The 21931-nt window shown below is 54.0% G+C and carries 19 protein-coding genes; 9 read left to right on the top strand and 10 right to left on the bottom strand.

Annotated features, from left to right (window positions below):
- Positions 1-29: 29 nt before the first annotated feature.
- From PsAD37_RS10800 to tsaA, 5 genes are read right to left on the bottom strand one after another with little or no spacing between them, the layout of a single operon-like run.
- Positions 30-1529: an ABC transporter ATP-binding protein gene (locus PsAD37_RS10800; RefSeq protein ID WP_063296154.1), complete on the bottom strand. Its 1500-nt coding sequence runs from the start codon at positions 1527-1529 to the stop codon at positions 30-32.
- A complete protein-coding gene (locus PsAD37_RS10795) occupies positions 1516-2400 on the bottom strand; it encodes an ABC transporter permease (protein WP_208991825.1) in 885 nt (294 codons plus the stop codon). Before PsAD37_RS10795 ends, PsAD37_RS10800 begins: the two co-directional genes overlap by 14 nt.
- A complete protein-coding gene (locus PsAD37_RS10790; RefSeq protein WP_244272515.1) occupies positions 2366-3424 on the bottom strand; it encodes an ABC transporter permease in 1059 nt (352 codons plus the stop codon). Before PsAD37_RS10790 ends, PsAD37_RS10795 begins: the two co-directional genes overlap by 35 nt.
- Entirely contained in the window at positions 3417-4979 is a 1563-nt protein-coding gene (locus PsAD37_RS10785; protein WP_063296152.1) for an ABC transporter substrate-binding protein, read from the bottom strand. The genes PsAD37_RS10790 and PsAD37_RS10785 overlap by 8 nt, the downstream gene beginning before the upstream one ends.
- A 55-nt stretch (positions 4980-5034) precedes the next feature.
- Complete coding sequence (gene tsaA, locus PsAD37_RS10780) at positions 5035-5493, bottom strand: tRNA (N6-threonylcarbamoyladenosine(37)-N6)-methyltransferase TrmO (protein WP_063296151.1); 459 nt, start codon at positions 5491-5493, stop codon at positions 5035-5037.
- Between the two features lie 263 nt (positions 5494-5756).
- Here tsaA and PsAD37_RS10775 point away from each other — a divergent pair, with 263 nt between their 5' ends.
- From PsAD37_RS10775 to PsAD37_RS10765, 3 genes are all read left to right on the top strand, one after another.
- Complete coding sequence (locus PsAD37_RS10775; RefSeq protein WP_063296150.1) at positions 5757-7208, top strand: SLC13 family permease; 1452 nt, start codon at positions 5757-5759, stop codon at positions 7206-7208.
- A 113-nt stretch (positions 7209-7321) separates the two neighbouring features.
- On the top strand, positions 7322-8587 hold the full coding sequence (locus tag PsAD37_RS10770; RefSeq protein ID WP_063296149.1) for a vanadium-dependent haloperoxidase: 1266 nt from the start codon (positions 7322-7324) through the stop codon (positions 8585-8587).
- 143 nt (positions 8588-8730) lie between these two features.
- A complete protein-coding gene (locus tag PsAD37_RS10765; RefSeq protein ID WP_063296148.1) occupies positions 8731-9261 on the top strand; it encodes a DUF2938 domain-containing protein in 531 nt (176 codons plus the stop codon).
- A 75-nt stretch (positions 9262-9336) separates the two neighbouring features.
- Here the strand turns inward: PsAD37_RS10765 and PsAD37_RS10760 are convergent, their stop codons facing one another.
- Entirely contained in the window at positions 9337-9936 is a 600-nt protein-coding gene (locus PsAD37_RS10760; protein WP_063296147.1) for a flavoprotein, read from the bottom strand.
- Positions 9937-10262: 326 nt separating this feature from the next.
- Here PsAD37_RS10760 and PsAD37_RS10755 point away from each other — a divergent pair, with 326 nt between their 5' ends.
- On the top strand, positions 10263-11276 hold the full coding sequence (locus PsAD37_RS10755; protein WP_208991824.1) for an NAD-dependent epimerase/dehydratase family protein: 1014 nt from the start codon (positions 10263-10265) through the stop codon (positions 11274-11276).
- Positions 11277-11283: 7 nt separating this feature from the next.
- Here PsAD37_RS10755 and PsAD37_RS10750 read toward each other — a convergent pair whose 3' ends face one another.
- Positions 11284-12312, bottom strand: a complete 1029-nt coding sequence (locus PsAD37_RS10750; RefSeq protein WP_063288016.1) for a LacI family DNA-binding transcriptional regulator — start codon at positions 12310-12312, stop codon at positions 11284-11286.
- A 152-nt stretch (positions 12313-12464) separates the two neighbouring features.
- Here PsAD37_RS10750 and PsAD37_RS10745 point away from each other — a divergent pair, with 152 nt between their 5' ends.
- From PsAD37_RS10745 to PsAD37_RS10730, 4 genes are read left to right on the top strand one after another with little or no spacing between them, the layout of a single operon-like run.
- Positions 12465-13490, top strand: a complete 1026-nt coding sequence (locus tag PsAD37_RS10745) for an ABC transporter substrate-binding protein (RefSeq protein WP_063296146.1) — start codon at positions 12465-12467, stop codon at positions 13488-13490.
- A gap of 58 nt (positions 13491-13548) precedes the next feature.
- Positions 13549-15759, top strand: a complete 2211-nt coding sequence (locus PsAD37_RS10740) for an iron ABC transporter permease (protein ID WP_193775937.1) — start codon at positions 13549-13551, stop codon at positions 15757-15759.
- The gene (locus tag PsAD37_RS10735; RefSeq protein WP_057461516.1) at positions 15756-16817 is read left to right on the top strand and encodes an ABC transporter ATP-binding protein; all 1062 of its coding nucleotides are present in this window, start codon (positions 15756-15758) and stop codon (positions 16815-16817) included. Before PsAD37_RS10740 ends, PsAD37_RS10735 begins: the two co-directional genes overlap by 4 nt.
- Positions 16814-17635, top strand: coding sequence for an inositol monophosphatase (locus PsAD37_RS10730; RefSeq protein ID WP_063296145.1), 822 nt, complete (start codon positions 16814-16816; stop codon positions 17633-17635). The genes PsAD37_RS10735 and PsAD37_RS10730 overlap by 4 nt, the downstream gene beginning before the upstream one ends.
- Before the next feature lie 76 nt (positions 17636-17711).
- Here the strand turns inward: PsAD37_RS10730 and PsAD37_RS10725 are convergent, their stop codons facing one another.
- From PsAD37_RS10725 to PsAD37_RS10715, 3 genes are all read right to left on the bottom strand, one after another.
- The gene (locus tag PsAD37_RS10725) at positions 17712-19469 is read right to left on the bottom strand and encodes a TRAP transporter fused permease subunit (RefSeq protein ID WP_063296177.1); all 1758 of its coding nucleotides are present in this window, start codon (positions 19467-19469) and stop codon (positions 17712-17714) included.
- Positions 19470-19538: 69 nt separating this feature from the next.
- A complete protein-coding gene (locus PsAD37_RS10720; RefSeq protein WP_063296144.1) occupies positions 19539-20492 on the bottom strand; it encodes a TAXI family TRAP transporter solute-binding subunit in 954 nt (317 codons plus the stop codon).
- A gap of 218 nt (positions 20493-20710) precedes the next feature.
- Positions 20711-21409, bottom strand: coding sequence for a YafY family protein (locus tag PsAD37_RS10715; RefSeq protein WP_063296143.1), 699 nt, complete (start codon positions 21407-21409; stop codon positions 20711-20713).
- 113 nt (positions 21410-21522) lie between these two features.
- Between PsAD37_RS10715 and PsAD37_RS10710 the strand changes: the two genes are divergently transcribed.
- The gene (locus tag PsAD37_RS10710; RefSeq protein WP_063288009.1) at positions 21523-21891 is read left to right on the top strand and encodes a VOC family protein; all 369 of its coding nucleotides are present in this window, start codon (positions 21523-21525) and stop codon (positions 21889-21891) included.
- The last annotated feature ends 40 nt before the right edge of the window (positions 21892-21931 follow it).

Below are 21931 nucleotides of genomic sequence, written 5' to 3'. Positions count from 1 at the left end.
CACGTTGCCAAAACGTGCTGGCCCTTTTTTCAGCTCGCAGCGTTTGTTTCCGGGGCTTGGTTGCAAATGAGTTCGCCCTGCTCCAAATGACAGACCTTGTCTGCCAGCGAACGGGCGGCGGCGTGATCGTGGGTGAAAAGCACCAGAGCCATCTTCTTGCTGCGCATCACACTGCGCAGGATTTCCAGCACCTGACTGCGGGCCTGCATGTCCAGAGCTGAGGTCGGTTCATCAGCTACCAGACACTGAGGCCGTATTGCCAGCGCCCGTGCAATCACCAGTCTTTGTGCTTCACCGCCGGAGAGCTTTCTGGTTTTGCGGCGCAGGAAGTCTGAATCCGTCGGCAACCCAACCCGCTCCAGCAACCGCGTGAGTTCAGACTGATCTCCACCAGACAGCATCAGCGCTTCTTTCAGGACCTCATAGACCGTAAAATGACAGGCCATGGCGCGGTGCGGGTGCTGTGGTATCAACGCCACCACGGACTTGGCGCGCCCTTCCTCGTTCTGCCAATAAACAAAGCCGTCCTGCACAGTTTCATAGCCGCTCAACAACCTCGCAAGCGTGGTTTTGCCGCTTCCGCTTCCCCCCAATATCGCAAGACACCGGCCAGCTGGCACGAATGCTGAAATGTTGGAGAGCAAGGCTCTTCCATCAAAGCTGTGATGCAGTTTATCAAGGGTCAATCCATGACCACTACGTGCCTCCAACTCCGGATACCCCCCTTCTCCAATCGCCAGGATCGGGGCTGAGTTATGCGCGTTTCGCCTCAGTTTCAGCAATTGCTGGGTGTAGATGCTGCGCGGCCTGTCGAGCACCTCTTCAGCTGTCCCGATCTCAGTCAATCTGCCTTTGCGCAGCACAGCCACATGGCTTGCCAGGCGGCGTGCCAGTTCAATGTCATGCGTGATCAGCATTTGGCAGCGGTCCTCACTCCCGGCCTGAAACGAGCGAATAGCGATTTCCCGATTGAAACTGTCCAACGCGGCAGTCGGTTCGTCCATGATCAAAAATTCAGGCGAGTTTGCCAGCGCAAGCACCGTCAGCACACGTTGAATTTCGCCGCCGCTCAGAGCCGAGGGGTAACGATGTAAAAGACGCTCTGGAATATTCCCTCTGGCACATTCCTCAAGTGCATCCCGCTCATAAAGCCCATGTGCCTGCAGCATCTCCTGCACATGTTGCAGAACGGTCAAATGAGGGTTCAATGCATCCGACAGCGCTTGTACGATCAAGCCTGCAGAACATCCCCGCATGCCTTGCAATTGTGCGCGTGATGAACGCAGGACATTCATGTCTCCCAGCCAGGCCTCTCCATTCCAGCTGAAATGACTGGAAGCCAATGGCTGTTCATCCGCTGCCAGCCTGCGCCCTTGAATGAGACCCATAAGAGAGCGGGCGAGGCTCGTCTTGCCACCGCCGGGTTCTCCAATGACCGCCAGAGTTTGCCCTTTGTGGATCTCAAAAGAGACGTCCTCAAGCAGAGGTTGGCGACCATAGTAAAGATTAAGCTGCTCAACGCGGATCATGATGTTCCTTTCCGCTGAGGCTGCCGTTTGACATGTAGCCTTCACCAATAATCAAAATGCCAACGAGAAACAGAGAAAGTGCACCCGCTGGCGGAAGCAGGAGCCAGAGCCATGCCTCCGTATAAAGATAGTCCATTGAATCCTGTATCATACTGCCCCAGGTCAGCAGCCTTGGATCAGTCAGACCCAGGAACCCGAAACCTGCAGTTTTGAGGGCTGCCTGCCGTACATTTTGCAAAAACAAACCAACGATTGCGGGCCAGATCGCGGGTAGGATGTGGTGGCGTAGACAATATCTGCGACTGGCCCCCATGCGCCGCGCAAAATGCACGTTCTCGCGGGTTAGCTCCCTCAGTAAAATCGGCAGTGCAACGCGCACATCTTCATGCCAGCCAGTTAGCGACAAAAGCACCACAAGCCCAAGGAAACCGGGCTGTATCCAGGCCGCCAACAACAGCAGCAACAGGATGGACGGGATCACCTGCAACACGTCCACCAGTCGCAAGATCGCGCTACGAATGCGCGACCCGCCAAACGCAGCCAGACTGGACGCAGCCAAAGCCAGCACCAACGCCGCGGTGGCTGTGATAAGAGCAAGAAAAACTGTGATTGGTGCAGCTCTTACAAGGCCGACAAAGACATCCTGCCCGATCCCATTTGTACCAAGCCAATGCTCCATGCTCGGAGCCTGCAAGACATCGGGGCTTGTTTTGTATTGGGGTAAACTCTCTGACAAAGCAAAGCCTGCCATAACCAGCACACCCGCAGCAGCAATCGCTCCCCGTGAGATAAAGCCAGTACTTTGCGTGATAGGTGACCAATAACCAAGCATAAGATCACCCTCTACGCGCCAGACTTGTTGCGACTGCATCAATGATCCAGTTCAACAGCAGAACCAAACCAGCCATAACTATGACCGCGCCCTGCAACAAAATGTAATCACGATCCAAAATCGCATTGTAAATTAAGTGCCCCGTTCCGGGATAGGAGAACACAATCTCAACGAACAGGACGGCACCAAACAAACCAGTCAGCGCATCACTCATCCTTGCCAGAAAAACCGGAAACAGGCTTCTCCCGTAATAAGTCGTGCGCAGGCGCCAGCCTTTGATGCCACGCCCGCATGCATTGAGAATGAAAGGCCGCTGAGACAGGGTGATCGCCTCTCCTCGTGCCAAAAAATAGAACCGGGATATTTCGTGCAGCGACAGTGCCAGCACAGGCAACACAGCGTGGCGGGCAATATCAAAATCCCGCTGCAAAGGGTTGCTGCTGGGAAAAAAAGGCTCTGATCCACCGGAAGGCAATACGGGCCACAAAATGCCGAAAGCAAGCAGCAACAGCACGGCAGAGGTGAATGGCGGAATGCTGGCGACAACCATCACTACACCAGTCGCAATCCTGTCAAAGAAAGCCCCTGGCGCCTTGCCAGCTTCAATACCTCCGGCAGCGCCTACAAAAAGAAAGATCGGCGCAGCGCAGGAGATCAGAAGCAAGGTCCATGGAATAGACGCTCTGAGCAGTTCCGAAACAGGTGCTGCATGTGGAACTGAGTATCCCAGATCACCCCTGATAAGATCCCAAAGGTAAACGCCAAGCTGCTGCGGCCAATCACCCGCTAAGCCGAACTGAGCGCGGAGCTCAGCACTCTCAGCACCGTTGAGGTTGCGTGAGAGATCAGAGGAAAGAAACACCTCAACAGGATCCCCTGGAAGCATTCGTGGCAGAAAGAACACCAGCAAAACCAGCAGTGCAAACACCAGGAGGCGAACGCCAAGGCCAGACAGCATGTTTAAAATAATCGGAGGTACCACAAGAACGGCCTGCCTGTTTTTGGTTGTCTCGTGCCAGCCACCCGGAGGCGGCTGACAATGGGTGTCCAGCTGATCAATCAACCAGATAGGATTTATGCAGTGCTGAAGGCACGCCTATCGCCACTCCCCCTGGCATAAACTGGAGGGAGGAGAGCTTGTCATTGTAGGCAGTCACCATATGAGGGTTTGCGATGGCGTAGGCAGGAAGCTCCTGAGAATAAACCTCTTGAAATTTATCCAGAATTTCCTGCCGTTCCTTCAAGGTGGTCGCAACAGACTGCGCTATCACAAGCGCCTTCAACTCTTGGCCGTCATAACCATCACTCGCCCACTTGCTTCCAAAAACACGGCGCATAATTCCATTCGGATCACCAAGAGTACCGGAGGAGTAAAGGGCCAGATCATAATTACCCTCAGACAGACTGTCCTGAAGCGCGGCTCGCTCTAAAATGCGAACCTCCAGCTCTATGCCAAACGTCTCAAGCTGCTCTGCAAGAACTTTCGCTGTTTTGCTCTCACGTCTGCTGGCAAGAAGGCGCAATGCAACCTGCTCTCCGTCACGATACCACAGCCCATCTTCTCCTCGATCCCAGCCTTTGGAGATCAGAAGATCGGAAGATCGTTGAGGATTAAAGGAATACTCTGAATGCTTCTCCTGAGAATGCCAGGGCGACTCCTCCTGAATGAAGCCAGTATCTGCCACCTCTGCCGTTTTTTGGAAAACTGTTTGGATGATGGCAGTCCGGTCAATTGCATAAGCAATCGCATGGCGAAGTGACTTGTCGTTAAAGCGTCCGCTATGGTTGAAGCCAAGCCGCAGGGAATGGTGGCTATACGCCTTGGCAACATTCAGACCAATCGCCTCGGCCTGTTCCAGACGATCAGGAGGCAAGTAGGAAATCACGTCGATGTCCCCGGCCTGAACCGCCCTCAACGCCGCATCTGTCGCCATCTTCACAATAGCAATGCGCTTAAACTTTGGTTTGCCCAGATAATAATCCGTATTCCCTTCCAGCACATAGCGCCCTTGCGCCTTACTGTACTCAACAAGGCGGTAAGGCCCACTGCCAATAACTGCATCCGGCTCCGCAAATCGCTGTGGTTCCACCACGCCCTGATAGACGTGTTTTGGCAGGACTGGCATGGAAAGCAGAAGCCCGTTCAGCAACCCGGCATCAGGCTTTTTGAGAGAGAGCTTAAGGTGACCAGGGGAGACAACCTCGGCTTCTCTCACATTATCGACGGAGACAAAGACGTAAGGATGCTCCTTCATATAACTGAAGGTGAAAGCTGCATCTGCCGCTGTAACCTGCTGCCCATCATGCCAGGATGCCCGCAGGTCTAGATACACATCACAGGTCAAACCATCCTTAGAAACAGTCCAGTGCCGTGCCAGAGCCGGGACCAGCTCACCGTCTTTCGATTGGCTTAACAGACTATCAAAAACATATGTGGTGTAGAGATAAGCAATACCGTTTCTGCCATGAACATAAGGCGCCAGCATCCCACGGTCTCCGCGGGCATCGGTTATAACAAGCTGGTTTATGGGACCAGCAATCCCTGCAGCAATTGTCAGCAGCAGAGCCGCGACAGCTGCGATTGCAACGCGCACAAGGGGTTGGTGAAAGATGTGCATGTCTCAGACTTTCTGAGCGGGACGCACGGCAACATGCGCATCCTCAGGTTCCGGATCATGGCTGCCACGCAATTTGCGCAGTTGGCTGGTGGTCTTCTATAGGGACATAGGGTTTGAGATCCAGAATTGGCGTGCCATCAATGCAATCCAATCCACTCACTGTCAAAACGTTGCCGTCCCGTCTGATTAATTCAACCGAGCTCAAACCAATCGGGTTCGGGCGGTTGGGTGAACGGCTGGCAAAAACACCACGCGCCGCTTCCTCTCCACGGGCGCGCCGAACAAGCGCGGTTCCGTCAGAGTGGTGCAGCCAGTACATCACCCAGAGATGAGAGGCCATCGTGATGTTCAAAAGCGCATCCGCATAAGGAGAGGCAATTTCCAGTTGGCTCTGGGCAGGGTTGCGACGACTGGATTTCGGGCATTCGCGCGTTTCTGAGAAGCCTGAGCGCACAAAGCCAATCGGGTTCATGATGATGCCTGAAGACACCGTGGTTTCCTGCTGATTATTCATTTGTGAAGCCGTAATAGGTTGCAAAATTAAACACTTAACGTCTCCAAAGCCAAAATCTACCTCAACTACAGATCGATACTTGGAGACGATATCCGAGTAAATTCGATTTATCGAATGGAGCACCTCAGTTTTTCTGAGGTCTCCCTGATCAGCATATTCGAAAATGCTGAGGCTATGCCTCTGATAAATCGATTGGATTATTGGCAAGTGCAAAAATCATAGTTCTGGCACCTCATTTTTCAAAATCAGAATCACAGGTCGCTATGACAGATCACACCCAGCACGACACAGCTCCGGCCTCCGGGCTCAGTCCCACGCCCGAAAAAATAAAATCCTCCTTTAACACCAAACAGACCTGGCAGTTTCTTGGAGTGGCGATTGCCGTCACAATCGCGGGCCTTCTGGCCTCCGCTTATCTGCCTGCTGGCATGGCCGTTGCTGCGGTCCTATCCGTTGGTTGTCTCGGCCTATGGGCAACGGGTGTGGTGCCGGAATACTGGACCGCGCTCGCCTTCTTCTTCGTTGCCATCGTAATCGGAATTGCCCCGCCGGAAGTGGTATTCTCCGGCTTCCAGACCTCAACCTTCTGGCTGCTGTTCGCAGGCCTCGTACTTGGAGCTTCCATCAAGCACACCAAGCTGGACAAACGAGCCGCCGTGCTGCTGATGCGTTTGCCGCTCAACAGCTATGCCGGGTTGGTCTCCAGCATTGTTGCCTTCAGTGTGGCGCTGGCGTTTGTGGTGCCCTCTTCCATTGGCCGTATCATGATTTTGCTGCCGGTGATCTCCGCCCTTGCTGCGCAGATCGGCTTCAAACCCGGCTCCAACGGGCGTACGGGTATGCTTTGTGCGGCGGCCTTTGCGACCTTCGCTCCGGCGTTCACCATTTTGCCTGCCAACGCCCCCAACATGATCCTCGCGGGGATGAGCGAGAGTCTGTATGACCTCAGCATTTCCTATTGGGATTACTTGCGTCTGAACTTCCCGGTTCTGGGCATCCTGAAATCACTCATCCTTATCGGTCTGACACTGGTCCTGTTCCCGGACAAGCTTCCTCAGGACGCGCATGAGACCACAGAGGAGGTACCACCAGTTAGTGCTCCTGAACGGCGCCTGATGATCATTCTGGCCCTGTGCCTTATTTTCTGGCTGACGGACAGCCTGCATCCAATTGGCCCGGCATGGGTTGGCCTTGCGGCGGCTCTGGCCTGCTTCTGGCCCAATGCCAAGCTGACCTCCAAAACCTGCATCAATCAAGACCTGAGCTATGGCTCCCTGATGTTCGTCGCGGGCATCATGGGGCTGGGGGCTGTCATCTCAGTCGCCGGACTGGGTGAGGCTTTGGTTCAGGCTGTTGGCGGCAAAGCAGGTTTTGCGCAGGACACTCCAATTTGGAACCTCTCCGTTCTCACTGGCCTATCAACGCTGGTTGCCATGGCAACAAACCTGCCGGGTGTGCCAGCTGTGATGACACCGGTTGCCGGGGACTTGGCCGATGCCACTGGCCTGCCCTTGCAGACTGTTTTGATGACGCAGGTTATGGCGTTTTCCAATGTGTTCCTGCCGTTTCAGGCGCCGCCACTGGTCGCCGCCATTCAGGTTGGAAACCTGCCGCCGAAGGCCGTGATCAAACTGTGTCTGACGCTGTTTGCGATCAGCCTGTTCCTGCTTGTCCCGATCGACATGCTGTGGTGGTACCTGCTCGGATTTCTTTAAGCATCTTCAGACGGGCCCACACAAATTCTGAGGCCCGCCTTCCATTCTTTCGATTTGTGCAAAGCGAATTTCCATTCCTAGCTATAACCGTTTTCAAATTGCGAGGTTTTAGTATGACGACCCGATTTACTTGGTTGAAGACAATTGCTTACAGCGGCGCTCTGGCGCTTGTGATTACTGGTGGAGCCGCCAAAGCAGAATTGGCTGCTGACTGGCAAGGCACCGCTATGGGCCTTTTCAACGCTGAAAAGTGGCCAGGTGCCAAACGCCAGCGCGCCCTGACAATTTTGCATACTGCAATGTTCGATGCCGCAAACGCAGTCGAGGGCACCTACGCTCCTTACGCTTACACTGGCTCAACCAATCCGGATGCATCTGCGCAAGCAGCCGTCACTCAGGCCGCCCTGCATGTTCTGTCGACCCTTATGCCAGAGCGTAAAGCGGAGTTGGAAATTGCAGCAAAGGAGCGCCTTGCAAGCCTGAAGAGCCCTCAGTCCGGCATTGCTCTGGGCCAAGCTGTTGCGGAGCAAATTCTGGCAGCGCGCGCATCAGACAACGCAAACTTTTCGACAGATTACACGCCGGGTCCAGCAGAAGCGGGTGTGTATCAGCTAACGTCTAAACGCCAGATGGTTGCACCGAAAATTCGTGAGATGAAGCCATTTGTTCTGTCCTCTGCAACGCATTTCCGTGTGCCGCCACCTCCGGCTCTAGAGAGCATGCAGTATCAGCGTGGTCTGAGTGAAGTCGTAAAGTTGGGCGGCAAGGAAACACAGACTAATGAGGCCAACGTCTTCATCGCCAAGCTTCATGCTGGCTCCGGCTCCGGTGCCTGGAACCAGATCGCCCGCAAAAGCAGCGCGTCCTGTGACCTGTCCATGCTGGAAGAAGCCCGCACACTGGCGCTTCTCAACCTTGCACTGACGGACACACTGGTTGCTGGTTTCAACGCAAAGTATGAGTACGCGTTGTGGCGTCCGCAAACCGCAATGGAAGCTCTGGGCAAGACCTATAAGCACCCAACTCTTAAGGCCGATTTGGAGTGGAGCTCTCTGGTGCCTGCGCCAATGCATCCTGAATATCCATGTCAGCATTGCACCAGCGGTAGCGCGGCTCAGGAAGTCATGGAAGCCGTCTTCGGCGACGGCAAAATGACCTTCACCTTCAACGGCAAGGGCGGTCTTTCCAAAGACTATGTCAGCTTCCAGCAATTTGCTGAGGAAGAGTCAGAATCCCGCGTTCTCGGCGGCGTTCACTACCGCCGTTCCAACGCTGTTGGCGACATGTTGGGCTACCAGATTGGCTCTTACGTTGCAGAGACCTCTTTGCAGCCTCTGAAGCAAATCAGCGACATCAAGAAATGTGCAGGCAGCCGCTAGGTCAGCTCCTCCTGACTTAGCTTGCACTTGCAGGCCGCACTCCAATCCCCTCGCGGCCTGCTTTTTTTTATCACCCCAGAAAAGGGAGCACTTGCAAGCGCCACTTCCGGCAAAGCACCCGCAGGTCTAAAGGAACAGGTACTATGGAAAATCGAACTGGTTTAGCACTCCGCATTCTCTTTGTTGGCATTGGCGCAACGCTCTTCATGGATATCTGGGCCATCGCAGCAGATAGCCTCTTTGGCATTCCGCAGAGCAACTTTTCAGTGGTTGGCCGCTGGCTGGGGCACATGCTGGACGGACAATTCACGCACGAAAGCATCCGCCGCGCTGCACCTATCGCAGGAGAAGCATCCATTGGCTGGACGGTGCATTATCTGGTCGGAATCATCTTCGTTGCAGCCTTCGTCATGATTTTTGGAAACCGTCAGTTGCAAAAACCATCCCTGATCCTTGCGATCTTGTTTGGTGTTGTGATGATCGTGTTCCCATTCTTCGTCATGCAGCCATCTCTTGGCGCTGGCGTTATGGCCTCCAACAGGCCAAACCCGGACTTCGCACGTCTGAAAAGCCTGATGACGCACTTCTCATTTGGCCTGGGCATGTATGTCGCGCTTTGGGTTCAGACCAAGATCTTCAAACCAATTGAAGCACCGGTTTCCTCCGCATCCTGATTGTTTCAGGATCACGAGAAAGCCCGCCGTTCATCTGAGCGGCGGGCTTTTTGTCGGTCGGGAAAGCTGCTTAAATTAGCTCAGCTCAAGCTCTCTGCGAACCTGATATTGAGGCAGATGTTTCTTGATCTGCTCCACCACAACCTCAGGGTCTGGCAAGGACTGGTGACCGTGGATCTTGCCCATATGCGGGTCAAAATTCTCACGCCACACCGGATCACACACCTCGTAACCATCCTCGCGGATCTGCGCCACATTGCGTCTGACGGAGGCTTTCTTCCACATGGGTCCGCCCATCACCGGAAAGAAGAGCACCGGAAACTCAGCTGCCAGAATGACGGTGGTCAGTCGGTTGAGTGAAGATCCATTGGCAACACCAGACAGCGTATTGGCCGTTGCTGGCATCACGGCGAGAATATCGTGCTCGGCTGCGATACGTCCCGGTTTGTCGGTAGACCAGTCCTTCGGATCATCTCCGCAGATCACCCGGTCCACGAACAGCGCGATGCTGTCCATGTTCACAAAGTTGATGGCATTGGGTGTGAACATGGCGGTGAGAGTGCAATCAATCGAATTCTTGATCTCGCGCAGATAGTTGGGCAGCAGAGTCGCATCCAGAGATGCGCTCGCCCCAATCAGAATGCGGGCTTTGTCGGGAGTGTCATTGGTGACCATGGAAAAATCCTCTCTGTAAAATCCATTTCAAGATGATGGAGGTGCCGCGCGATTGGCGCCTTTGGATGAGCGACGGAACCCTAGGGGAGGTTGTTGACTGCACCTTGGCCCGCTCATCGCGCGGTGTCTTTTTCTGGTGGTCAGATGACCTCAAATCATGCCCCACATTCCAATTGTTTCTTTGAAATGCTCTCCTCAGGTTTGCTGAGGACGACCTCTCAGATTTACTGAGGGTATGCCTCAGAATTTCCGATGTGCAATGAGAATGTACTGCTGGCATGGTTCCATTCAGATGAGCCATCAGGCTGCTGGAACTGGAGGGATTGATGAGGGGTACTGAAATCAAAACCATTTGCGTTGCAGGAGCCAGCGGGCTGGCAGGGGCTTACATGGTCAAAGAAGCCCTCGCCCGCGGCTATCGCGTCAACGGCACCATGCGCGACATTTCCCAGCTTGATAAAGTTAGTGGCCTGATGCGTTTGCCCGGCGCAGCAGAACGGCTGCACCTGTTTTCAGCAGATACATCCAACTCTGAAAGGTTCGATGCGCCGATGACACAAGCGAAGGCTGTGTTCATCGCCTGCATTCCAACAATCAAACACGGTGTAGACGGGACGCCCGCTGCGGAGCTGGATCGTGAGCGCGGCTTGAAAGAGATCATCCAACCTGCAGAACAAGCTTGTCTGAACATCCTGAAAGCAGCACATCGGCAAGGCGTTAAAACAGCAGTGCTCTGTTCCAGCACAGCCTCCGCAGAACCAACCACACCCTCCTTTGAAAAGCAGGAGAACAAGGACATTTCAGATGCCGAAATACAGATTCAGCAAAAGAAATATGCGCAGGCACAGAAGACACGAATGGAAGCAGTGGCAGAGGAATTCTCCGAGCAACATGGCATGAAGCTTTGCACTTTCTTGCCAAGTATGATGGTGGGCGCGCCCCTCCTGCAGTCGCATTTGAAAGGTCATGTCCTCAGCTTTCTTGCAAAACTGCGGCACGGCAAAACAGGCTGGCACAGCACAGTTCCAGCCGGATCCATGTCCCTCACCTCCCCGCAGGATCTTGCAAAGATGTCATTGGCTGCATTGGAACAGGCAGAGGCCTCCGGACGATATTTTGCTGTGAGCGGCAGTTGGAGTTGGCGTCGGATTTATCAGGAAATTGCCGAGTACGTGCCGCTGGAGGCGCTGCCTGCCCCACTTGGCAGAGATCCGGAACCGTCAACGCGCTTTGACTTCAGCAAGCGCGACAGCCTTGGTGTTCCCATACGAGGCATTCAGGAGATGTTTGCAGAGTTTTATGAGGCCTATGAGCAGGTCAGGCTCGTTCCTCAAGCCTGATACTTTGCTACTTCATCGGCACACGTGCTTTTTGCACGCTGTTGCGCCACACAAACTTGGCGGGCAGCTTCACCGTTTCACTGGACGGTTGCTCCGTGGTGCACCATTCAAGGCACTTGTCGATGATCTGATCCGTTGGCTGCGCAAAGGTGGTCAGGTCATACCCTTCCCATTCTGCCTGTTGGATATTGTCAAACCCAATCACTGAAAGATCATCTGGTGTGCGCAAGCCAAATCGTTGACGCGCAGCATCAATGACACCGCACGCAATCAGGTCTGTGGTACAGAAGATGCCATCCGGACGGTCTTCACGATCAAGCAGTGCCGTTCCCAGCTCCAAACCTGCCTGATAGGATGTGAAACCATCCACCTCACACAGAACATCAACTCCGGCTTCTTCAGCAGCGGCAAGGAAACCCTTCTGTCGTTCCACAATGCTCCAGGTCGCATTTGCAGAGTTTGCAAGGGCGATTCGCTTACATCCTGCACGCAAAAGAGCCTTTAGCGCGGTCTTGCCAGCAGCCCGGTTATCCGGCCCAATCTGTAGAGAACCCGGGAAATCTTCCTCACGATTGATCAAAACCAGCTTCATGCCATTGCTAAAACATGTGTCGGCTAAGGAAGGATCGGGCGCACCGGACAAAATAATCGCGGCTTCTGTGCGAAAACTGATGGCCTGCAGCAGTGCATCCTTCACACGCTCCTCATATCCACTGGTGTTGATAAGCATTGTTACCTTACCAGCAGCCTGTAGCCTTTCGGAGAGTTCAGCGATCATCGCAGCGCGGTGCGGCGTATCAATCTCAGCAGCGACAAGCGCCACGATACCACTTTCAGAGCGGTTGAGACTGCTCGCGAGGCGGTTGACGCGGTACCCTAGTATTTCTGCGGATTTCAATACTTTAGCGCGCGTCGCGTCAGAAACACTGGCCCCCGGAGTAAAGGTTCTGGAGACAGAAACACGGGACACGCCAGCGTGGCGCGCGACGTCCTCAGCCCTGACCTGTTGCTTTCTTGAAGACACTTTTTCCGACATCAAATTTCGCTGATTATTGTACACGTTTGCATCTGCATATCAGGAAATATCCAGAAAATAAATTAGTCTTTCTTGGAATAAAGTTGACATTGCAAAAATTTAGCCGACTATATTATGTACACGTGTACACAACGTGTTTGGGAGGAGTAAACATGAAATCCATTAAGACAGCTTTGTTGGGTGCAACCCTCATTGTGGGTGCTGGTGCAAGCGCAGCGTCTGCAGATGAACTCAATGTCATCTGCTCCGCTGACAACGCTCTGTGCGAAAAGCTCGCAGCAAAGTTTGAAGAAAAGTCGGGTGCTGACGTCAGCATGATCCGTCTTTCTTCAGGCGAAGCTTATGCAAAGATCCGTGCAGAAGCTCGCAACCCGCAGACGGACGTATGGTGGGGTGGAACCGGAGATCCGCATCTGCAGGCAGCAAACGATCAGCTCTCTGTCGCTTACAAATCGCCAATGCTGGAAGAACTTCTGCCATGGGCTGTTGCTCAGGCTGAAACTTCCGGCTACCGCACAGTAGGCGTGTATTCTGGCGCACTAGGCTGGGGCTACAACAAAGAGATCCTCGCGGAAAAGGGCATCGAAGGCCCTAAATGCTGGTCTGACCTGCTGAATCCTGCGTTGAAGGGCGAAATCTCTATTGCAGATCCAAACTCTTCAGGCACCGCATACACCGCACTTGCTACTCTCGTTCAGTTGATGGGTGAAGAAGAAGCCTTCGAATACCTGTTGGCTATGGGCAAGAACGTATCGCAGTACACCAAGTCCGGTTCCGCTCCTGTTAAGGCAGCGGCCCGCGGTGAAGCAGGTCTCGGTATCGTGTTTATGCACGATGCAGTGAAACAGGCTGAAGCAGGCTTCCCAATTGAGGTTGTCGCTCCATGTGAAGGCACCGGTTACGAAATCGGTTCAATGTCTCTCATTGACGGTGCGCCAAACCCAGACACTGCAAAAGTGTTCTACGATTGGGTGCTAACCCCAGAAGCACAGAACCTGATGGCGGAAACTGGTTCCTACCAGATTCCATCCAACAAGGGTTCTACCCAGCCAGAAGCTGCTCCTAAGCTCGAGAACGTACGTCTCATCGACTACGATTTCGCAGAATACGGAAGCAGTGACCGCCGCAGAAACCTGCTGGCACGCTGGGACATGGAAGTTGGCGCTGCTGCAAACTGATTGAGATCGGGGCGAGTTAACGCTCGCCCCGTTTCCCCAAAAAATCTGGTTTTTCCAAATGACAAATGAAAATCGTCGGCTGGACCTCGCACTCATATGCGGCGTCCTTGGGTTGTTTATACTGCCTTGGTTCCACATTCGCAGCGGCTTTTTTGGCGGCGAATGGGTCTTGGATCTACTGAGCAAAGAGCGTTATTGGCCGGGCTTTTTCCAGCTCTTCCTTGGAAAGCTGCAACTGCTCCCCGTGTTTGCTCTTGTTGGTGCTGCCGGATACCTGCGCCTGAAATCTGCGCCCGGCCACCGTGGCAAACTGATTGCTATTATCGGTGCTCTTGGCTTGTTCTGGATGGTGCTGGAAGGCCTTTCCATTGGCCTGCGTGGCTGGAACTGGAGCCTGCTGGAAGCAACATTTGGCCGTGTCGATGGTCAGCCCGCATTTGGCGCTGGTGCCGTGTTGCTCGCACTCACGTTCACCACCTTCATTTCATTTGGCCTGGCTGAAAAGGGCGCTCTCAAAGGCGACGCGATTGTCCTCACCGCCGTCTCGCTTTTGATCCTGCTTGTAGCGACCTTTGTATTTTACCCAATTCTGTCCATGTTCGCTGGCGCGTTTCAGGATTTCCGTGGCAACTTCACCACTGAAGGTGTCATGCGGAACATCACCGATCCGCAAATCTGGAAGCTGAACTGTCTGGTTGGCGGAAGTTGCGGCATTGCATGGCGCACCATGTTCCTCGCGATTGCAACAGCGGCAGGCTCCACCCTCCTTGGCCTTGCGTTTGCGCTGATCGTAACCCGCACGCAGATGCCATTCCGCAAAAGCCTGCGCACCTTGAGCATCCTGCCAATCATCACGCCTCCCTTCGTGATTGGTCTTTCTCTGACCCTGATGCTGGGCCGTACAGGCTTTGTCACCGAGGCCATTGAAGCTGCAACAGGTCTTGAGCTGGGGCGCTGGATCTACGGTCTTCCGGGGATCTGGATTGCACAGATGCTCAGCTTCACACCAATCTCCTTCCTCGTGCTGGTTGGCGTTGTTGAAGGCATCAGCCCGTCGCTGGAAGAAGCAAGTCAGACCATGCGTTCTGGCCGCTGGAGAACCTTCCGCAAAGTGTCACTGCCTTTGATGGCACCGGGTCTGGCAAACGCCTTCCTGATCGGCTTCATCGAGTCCATGGCTGACTTCGGTAACCCGATGGTTCTGGGTGGCAACGGCGGCGTGCTCTCAACAGAGATCTTCTTCGCGGTTGTTGGTGCACAGAGTGATCCATCCCGTGCAGCCGTTCTGGCGATGATCCTTCTCGGCTTCACACTCTCTGCCTTCTTTGCGCAGCGGATGTGGCTTGGTAAGCGGAACTTCGCGACTGTAACCGGTAAGGGTGATGGTGGCCGTTACTCAAAACTGCCACGGCGTATTGCAATCCCGGTCGGCACCATTGTTGCTCTCTGGAGCTTGTTCACCGTTGCTGTGTACGGCCTGATCCTGTTCGGTGGCTTCGTGAAAGTCTGGGGTTTGGACCACAGTGTCACGCTGGCGCACTACATCACCGCGTTCTCCATCTCATTTGAAAACGGCTTTGCCTTTACCGGCGTTGCGTGGAACAGCTTCTGGACCACAATGTGGATCGCTCTAGCCGCAGCCCCATTGACGGCAGCGGTTGGCATCCTGTCCGCATGGCTCATCGTTCGTCAGGACTTCCCGGGCAAATCCGCCTTTGAATTCGGCCTGATGATGAGCTTCGCAATTCCGGGCACCGTGATTGGTATCAGCTACATTCTGGCGTTCAACCTGCCACCACTGCAGATGACGGGCACCGCACTGATCCTGATCTTCTGCTTCGTGTTCCGCAACATGCCAGTGGGTGTGCGCGGCGGCGTGGCGGCGATGTCTCAGCTGGACAAGAATCTGGATGAAGCTTCCCTGACACTGGGTGCAAACAGCGCGCGTACATTGAAAAAAGTGATCCTGCCGCTGCTGCGTCCGGCCATTCAGGCGGCACTGGTCTACAGCTTCGTGCGTGCGATCACGTCCATCTCTGCGGTCATCTTCCTTGTGAGCGCGAAATACAACATGGCGACGGCCTATGTGGTCGGTCTGGTTGAGAACGGCGAATACGGCGTGGCGATTGCCTACAGCTCCGTTCTCATCTTCGTGATGGTCACCATCATCCTCATCTTCCAGCTGCTGGTTGGTGAAAGAAAACTCCGTCGTCCGGAAAACACTCAAAAATCTCCTGCTCAGGGTAAACTGAAGGAAGTCGCAGCATGACACATTCCAAATTTGGTCAGGTCCGCTTCGAAAATGTCGGCAAAAACTACGGCGACTTTACTGCAATCCCGAACCTCAATCTTACGATCGAGCCGGGTCAGCTGGTTACCCTGCTGGGGCCATCTGGGTGTGGCAAGACAACAACCCTGCGCATGATCGCAGGGTTGGAGACCCCAACCTCTGGCCGCATCATGATTGGTGGAGATGACGTTACCCGTCTGCCACCGAACGAACGTGACGTGTCCATGGTGTTCCAGTCCTACGCTCTGTTCCCGCACATGAGCGTGCTTGAGAACGTGAAATACGGCTTAGAATCCAGTGGCTTCAAAGACGCAGAAGATCTGGCTCTGAAAGGTCTCGACCTTGTCGGCCTGCGCGAAAAAGCACCGCGTCTTCCTTCCGAGCTGTCCGGTGGCCAGCAGCAGCGTGTGGCAGTTGCCCGTGCACTGGTTCTGGAGCCGCAGGTTCTTCTGCTTGATGAGCCGCTCTCCAATCTGGACGCCCGTCTGCGTCGTCTGGTGCGTACTGAAATCCGTGAAATCCAGCAACGACTTGATTTCACTGCAGTTTACGTCACCCACGATCAGGAGGAAGCGCTCGCAGTTTCTGACCGCATTGTTGTGATGCGTGATGGCCTCATCGAGCAGGATGGCACGCCTTATGAGCTTTATGAGAGCCCTGCTTCCGAGTTCATCGCTGACTTCATCGGCGAAGCAAACATCCTCGACTGTGACATCAGCGACGTAAATGCAGAGACCGCAAACGTTCAGATTGGCGGCAAAGGCTTTGACTTGCGCAGCCGTAACCACAGCATTGGCAAGGGCAAACTGGCTGCGCGTGCCAACTCCATCAAGCTCAGCAGAGATGTCAATGGCGGTCCAACCGGCAAGATCAAATCCGCGGCTTATCTGGGTGATCATTTCCAGTACGAAGTGATGAGCGACCTTGGTCTGCTGTTTGTCATCGACAACCACACAGACGAATTGCTGGAAAACGGCACCTCTGTTGGCATCGACTTTGATGCACGCGGTCTTGCACTGATTGGCGGTAAAAAATGATCACTGAAACAGTTCTGGACCAAGCAGCCGAGTTGGAGCAACGCTTCAACGCTGCCCAAAAGATGGCTGATGAAGCGGCGGCTCTCGCCCTTGAGCACTTCGCCAATCGCGATGATCTGAACATCGACACAAAACGGCATCCGCAGGATGTCGTTTCTGAAGCCGACAAGGCTGTAGAGCAGAAAATCCGCAGCCTGATCGCCGAGCACTTCCCTGAGGATGCGTTGCTTGGTGAGGAATTTGGCTTTGTGGAAGGGACGACCGGCTACACCTGGGTCATCGACCCGATTGACGGAACAGCCCCTTTTCTCAATGGCTTACCAGGGTGGTGCGTGTGCATTGCTGTAACCGACAAAGACGGTGCTGCCATCGGTATCATTGATGTTCCGGTCCTCAAAGAACGCTTTGCTGCGCTGCGCGGTAAAGGCACCACACTCAACGGTTCCCCTGTTCGGGTGACTGATCGATTTAATCTGCAGACCGGCATGCTGGGCGTTGGCGCGAATGATCGTGTTGCTCCTGCGCAGGTCGGAAAAATGTTCGAAGACCTGATGTCCGCAGGCGTGAGCTACACTCGTTATGGCTCCGGTGCATTGATGTTGGCATGGGTCGCTGCGGGGCGCTTGGTTGGCTACGTTGAGCCGCGCATGTCTGCCTGGGACTGCATGGCTGCATACTGCCTTATCACTGAAGCTGGCGGGAAAATTCTCCCATTTCCGATGGCTGAGAACCCAAGTGCCCCGTATCCTGTTTTGGGCGCTGCCCCGCAGGTGTTCGATGAGGTTCTTGACCTCACAAATCTAACCCAGTTTGCCTAGTCTCCCGAGTAGACAACGGGTTAGATCAAACTTGCAGGCGCTGTTCACCCAGAGCAGCGCCTGTTTTTTTATGCACTCAGATGAAGAGCAGCACACCGCCACCGGCGATCAGACCACCGCGGATAAGTGGTGAGAATGGTGCGATGACACCGTAGGAAATTGCAGAGAGCGCAAGGCCCACCTTCACCGTTGCCAACAGCGACCAAACAGGCGAGCTCACAAGCGTGATCAGTGTCGGATTTGCTATCATTCCCAAAGGGATAAGGTAGAGGCCAATCCCCAGCGCCATGGCGAACAACGCGACCTTCAACCAGTTCTCATTGACCATGCCTGCAGCAATAAACACCGCTCCGCACACAGGGGGAGTAATGGTGGAGAGCAGCGCGAACCAGAACACGAACAGGTGTGCCTGAAGCGGTTCTAATCCGATATCAATAAGCGCTGGCCCTGCAACAGAAACGCAGATCACATAAGCTGCAGTTGTTGGCACTTCCATGCCCAGAACCATGCAGGCGAGTGCTGTCAGCAGCAAAGCTGGCCACAACATGCCGCCGGAGCCGGAGAGGATAAGTGAGGTAATCTTCACCCCAAGGCCAGTCACCCCAAGCGTACCAATAATGATGGAGGCACAGAGGATAATCGACGCGATCATTGCCACCTGTTTGCCGGAGTTCATCAGCGCCTGCTCATAGCGCCCGCCGATTTTCCGCAGGTCTACCTTGAAGTTCTTGTCGATCAGCAGCAGCACAACCGCTGCCATAATCGCCAGACATGCCGCGTATTGAGGGGTATAACCCAGCACAAACATCGCCCAGAGCAGCACCGTAAACGGCACGAGGAAGAACAGCGATGTGATGATAACTGAACGCGTGTCCGGTTGATCCTCCGTTGCCAATCCTTTCAGCTCATAGCGGCGCGCGAACGCGTTGATGCCCATCCAGACCGCGAAGAAGTACAGAAATGCAGGCAAGATCGCAGCAGCCATGATGCCGGTGTAGGGAACGCCGGTCAGTTCCACCATAACAAAAGCGCCCGCTCCCATCAGCGGCGGCATGATTTGTCCCCCTGAGGAGGCAACGGCTTCCACGGCGGCGGCAAGTGCACGCGGGTAGCCCAGTTTGGTCATGGCGGGCAGCGTAATCGCCCCGGTAGAGGCTACGTTGGCGGAAGCAGAACCAGAGATGGAACCGAACAAAGCCGATGAAATCACAGAGACTTTCGCCGTTCCGCCTTTCAGCTTACCTGCGGCAGCGGCAGCCACATTCATGAAACCAGCGCCTGCTTCACCAGCATTCAAAAACGCGCCGAAGATCACAAAGATCGCGACAACACCAACGGATACTCCCGTCAGCTTGCCCCATAATCCCCCTTCAGCAATGGTCATGGTGCCGAGGAAACTTTCCAGCGGAACGCCTGCATAGCCGAACTCACCGGGGATATATTGCCCAAACATGCCATAGGCCAGAGCAATCAAAGCCACCAGCGGCAGCGGCCAACCGATGGCCCGGCGCGCCATTTCCAGCACCGTGATCAGCAGACCAAATGCCAGATAAAGCTGAAAATCATCAATAAGATAGCCGTATTGATCCGACAGGTCCGAGTGGTTCCATGCAATCCAGCCAGCGGCAAAAACACCAAAGACTGTGAGCACATAACCCGTCACCTTCTCAAGGGGATTACGCGCCATCAGGATGAGCGCCCAAGGCAGCGCGAGAGCCATGTGCAGCGGACGGCTGACCAGATTGGGAACCAGACCAGAAAAGATCAGCCCAAGATGAAACAGAACAGTGGCCGCGCCGAGAACGAGCCAGATGGAACGATGAATTCTATTCAATGAAACAACCCAGGAAGAGAAAGGCCCGAAGATCACTCCGGGCCCAAGCAAGTGTGTTAAATCGTTGGCTTAACGCTGAGCGTCGGTAATTGTGTAGCCAACTTCATCATAAAACTTTAGTGCACCCGGATGGATTTTGCCGCTGATGTTGCCAAGCAGATCTTTGCTCACACCATTCCACCATGCAGCGCCCTTACCCATTTTTTCCTTCTGGTCCCAGAAGCTTTTGGTCAGCGCGTACGCGGTTGCATCATCCATCTGTGTTGTCGTGTAAGCCACAACGGGCAGAGAAGTCGTTGTAATGTCAGTGTCTTGACCTGCGTAAGTGCCAGCTGGGATCACCAGTTTGGTGCGCTTGGTCTGGGCGATCTGATCATCAGAAAGAGACAGAACATCTACACCGGTACCAGCAGCAGCCTCAATCACGTTTGGCGCCGGGTAAGATCCGGCGGTCACGAAACCATCAATCTGACCATTCTTCAGCGCAGGCACAGCGTTGGAAAGCTCTACATCCGCCAGTTCTACTTCACCTTCAAGGCCAAACAGTTTCAGATACTTAGCACCTTCGCGGGCGCCAAAAGAGCCTTTGCCGATGAGGATTTTCTTACCCTTCATGTCCGCAAAGCTCTCAATGCCACTGTCTTCACCAACAACAAAGTGCATGGTCAGAGACGGGATCGGGAACAGTGCACGGATTTCACCGAACTTAGGATTTGCCCGCTTCTCGAACATCGCCTTGCCGCCTTTGGCGAGTTTCACCAACACTGGCGGTGTGGTGAAAACGTAGTTGCCCGGGCGCACCGCAGATTCCATCACGTTCTGAACAGAACCCTGACTTTCTTCAACGGTTACAATGATATCTCCACCTGAGGCTTCTTTCATTGCTTCCGCAATCTGTACTGCCATCTGGTAATAGGAGGATGAGGTTTTCGCTGATTTATAAGTGACGCGGGTTTCCGCCTGCGCGCTAAACGAAAACGCAACAAGAGCTGCAGCAGCCACGCATGAGTGTAATAGTTTCATGGATCATCCTCTGGAACGACAAATACTTAAAATTGCTGAGAGATTTTATCGAGTATGTGAGGTGTTTCAAGTAGGGGGATCAGCTTACCGCTGATCTGAGGCGGAAATTTTCTCATGAATGCATGACAGAACGAACAGCTTGCGCGATTTTGCGTTCTTTACGTGAAATCTGCGTTACTCGCGTTTTGCCTGCGTTGAAATGAGTGTTTGTACCGCAATCATATCAGAAGGCCGTTTTTGTCTAAAGTCTCCTGAAACCCTTCCTTCGGTAACAGCCGGAAATGATCTCCCGTCATCTCCGCCGTCAGAATTCGATCACACCGAAATGTGCGCGGCGCATTGCGCAGATGATCAAATGCGATCACGTACCAAACAGGATAATTCAACATGAGGTAGTGAGGCTCGATCCGCCGTTCGGAACTTGCACCGTCCTCTCGCTTATATCCGATTGTGAGCGTCACCTGATCGATGAAGGCCTGATGCAGCGCCTGCACGACATCTTTGGGAGGCGCATTGATCGTCCGTTGCACATAAGTTGAGGCGGTGGACCCAATCAGGATACGAGACTTCAGGCGGTTTACCTTATGACGTTTTTCAGGTGAGAACGAAGCCACCAGTTGTCGGCGAACGGAACCGAGGCTCGCCAGAAACATGGGCGAGTCCATTTGCTCTGAGACCGCGATGCTGATCAGCAGATCGACCGCTTCCGGGTACGCTAGGTTCATGCGCCCAACACCCCAGTTACGATCAAGGCGGACACCACCACCGCGACCACGATCAGCATCAATAGGCAGGCCCTGCTCGCGCATCAGCTGAAGGTCCCGAGTGATCGTGCGTTCGCTGACATCATGCTGAAGGGCCAGATCTTTGACTGTGCAAAGCTCTTCCTGCTTCAGCTGAACAGCCAGCAATTCCATCCGTCTTAATCTGCCATTTGAATTTGTGCGCGCCATAGAAAAAATAGGACATTAAATGTCCTATTTGTCAATACAACCGAGGTGACCCGAGTTCAACACATGGAGATCACACGATGAAAATTGGCTATTTCACTGTCGGAACAAACAACAGAGAAGCCTCCGCCAAGTTCTATGACTCACTCTTCGAGCAAGGCGGACCGAAGCAAGTTGCGGCCAATGAAAGGCTGACCTATTGGCAAAATGAAAATTTTGCATTTGCGACTGCCTTGCCCATTGATGGGAAGCCTGCAACGCATGGAAATGGCGCGATGGTTGGCTTTGGCGTCGACACTGTCGAAGAGGTCAAAAGGCTTCATAAACTGGCCATCGACCTGGGCGGCACCAACGAAGGCGATCCAAACCAGCGAGGTCCTTACATTTCAGCTTATGTGAGAGATCTCGACCACAACAAACTCATCTTCTTCACAGAGGCAATGAGCTGAGCACCCAGCCCACACCTCAGACTGTCTTCATCCCCCAGAA

The organism is Pseudovibrio sp. Ad37, from assembly GCF_001623075.1.
Lineage (GTDB): Bacteria > Pseudomonadota > Alphaproteobacteria > Rhizobiales > Stappiaceae > Pseudovibrio.
Note: the sequence above shows the minus strand (reverse complement) of the source record. Positions and strands in the feature narration are given on the sequence as shown.

Coding starts and splice junctions, on each gene's coding strand:
- PsAD37_RS10715 (WP_063296143.1), bottom strand. CDS start 21,409: ATGGAATTGCTGGCTGTTCAGCTGAAGCAGGAAGAGCTTTGCACAGTC.
- PsAD37_RS10795 (WP_208991825.1), bottom strand. CDS start 2,400: ATGCAGTCGCAACAAGTCTGGCGCGTAGAGGGTGATCTTATGCTTGGT.
- PsAD37_RS10755 (WP_208991824.1), top strand. CDS start 10,263: ATGAGGGGTACTGAAATCAAAACCATTTGCGTTGCAGGAGCCAGCGGG.
- PsAD37_RS10740 (WP_193775937.1), top strand. CDS start 13,549: ATGACAAATGAAAATCGTCGGCTGGACCTCGCACTCATATGCGGCGTC.
- PsAD37_RS10720 (WP_063296144.1), bottom strand. CDS start 20,492: ATGAAACTATTACACTCATGCGTGGCTGCTGCAGCTCTTGTTGCGTTT.
- PsAD37_RS10730 (WP_063296145.1), top strand. CDS start 16,814: ATGATCACTGAAACAGTTCTGGACCAAGCAGCCGAGTTGGAGCAACGC.
- PsAD37_RS10785 (WP_063296152.1), bottom strand. CDS start 4,979: ATGCACATCTTTCACCAACCCCTTGTGCGCGTTGCAATCGCAGCTGTC.
- PsAD37_RS10775 (WP_063296150.1), top strand. CDS start 5,757: ATGACAGATCACACCCAGCACGACACAGCTCCGGCCTCCGGGCTCAGT.
- PsAD37_RS10765 (WP_063296148.1), top strand. CDS start 8,731: ATGGAAAATCGAACTGGTTTAGCACTCCGCATTCTCTTTGTTGGCATT.
- PsAD37_RS10750 (WP_063288016.1), bottom strand. CDS start 12,312: ATGTCGGAAAAAGTGTCTTCAAGAAAGCAACAGGTCAGGGCTGAGGAC.
- PsAD37_RS10760 (WP_063296147.1), bottom strand. CDS start 9,936: ATGGTCACCAATGACACTCCCGACAAAGCCCGCATTCTGATTGGGGCG.
- PsAD37_RS10735 (WP_057461516.1), top strand. CDS start 15,756: ATGACACATTCCAAATTTGGTCAGGTCCGCTTCGAAAATGTCGGCAAA.
- PsAD37_RS10800 (WP_063296154.1), bottom strand. CDS start 1,529: ATGATCCGCGTTGAGCAGCTTAATCTTTACTATGGTCGCCAACCTCTG.
- PsAD37_RS10710 (WP_063288009.1), top strand. CDS start 21,523: ATGAAAATTGGCTATTTCACTGTCGGAACAAACAACAGAGAAGCCTCC.
- tsaA (WP_063296151.1), bottom strand. CDS start 5,493: ATGAATAATCAGCAGGAAACCACGGTGTCTTCAGGCATCATCATGAAC.
- PsAD37_RS10770 (WP_063296149.1), top strand. CDS start 7,322: ATGACGACCCGATTTACTTGGTTGAAGACAATTGCTTACAGCGGCGCT.
- PsAD37_RS10745 (WP_063296146.1), top strand. CDS start 12,465: ATGAAATCCATTAAGACAGCTTTGTTGGGTGCAACCCTCATTGTGGGT.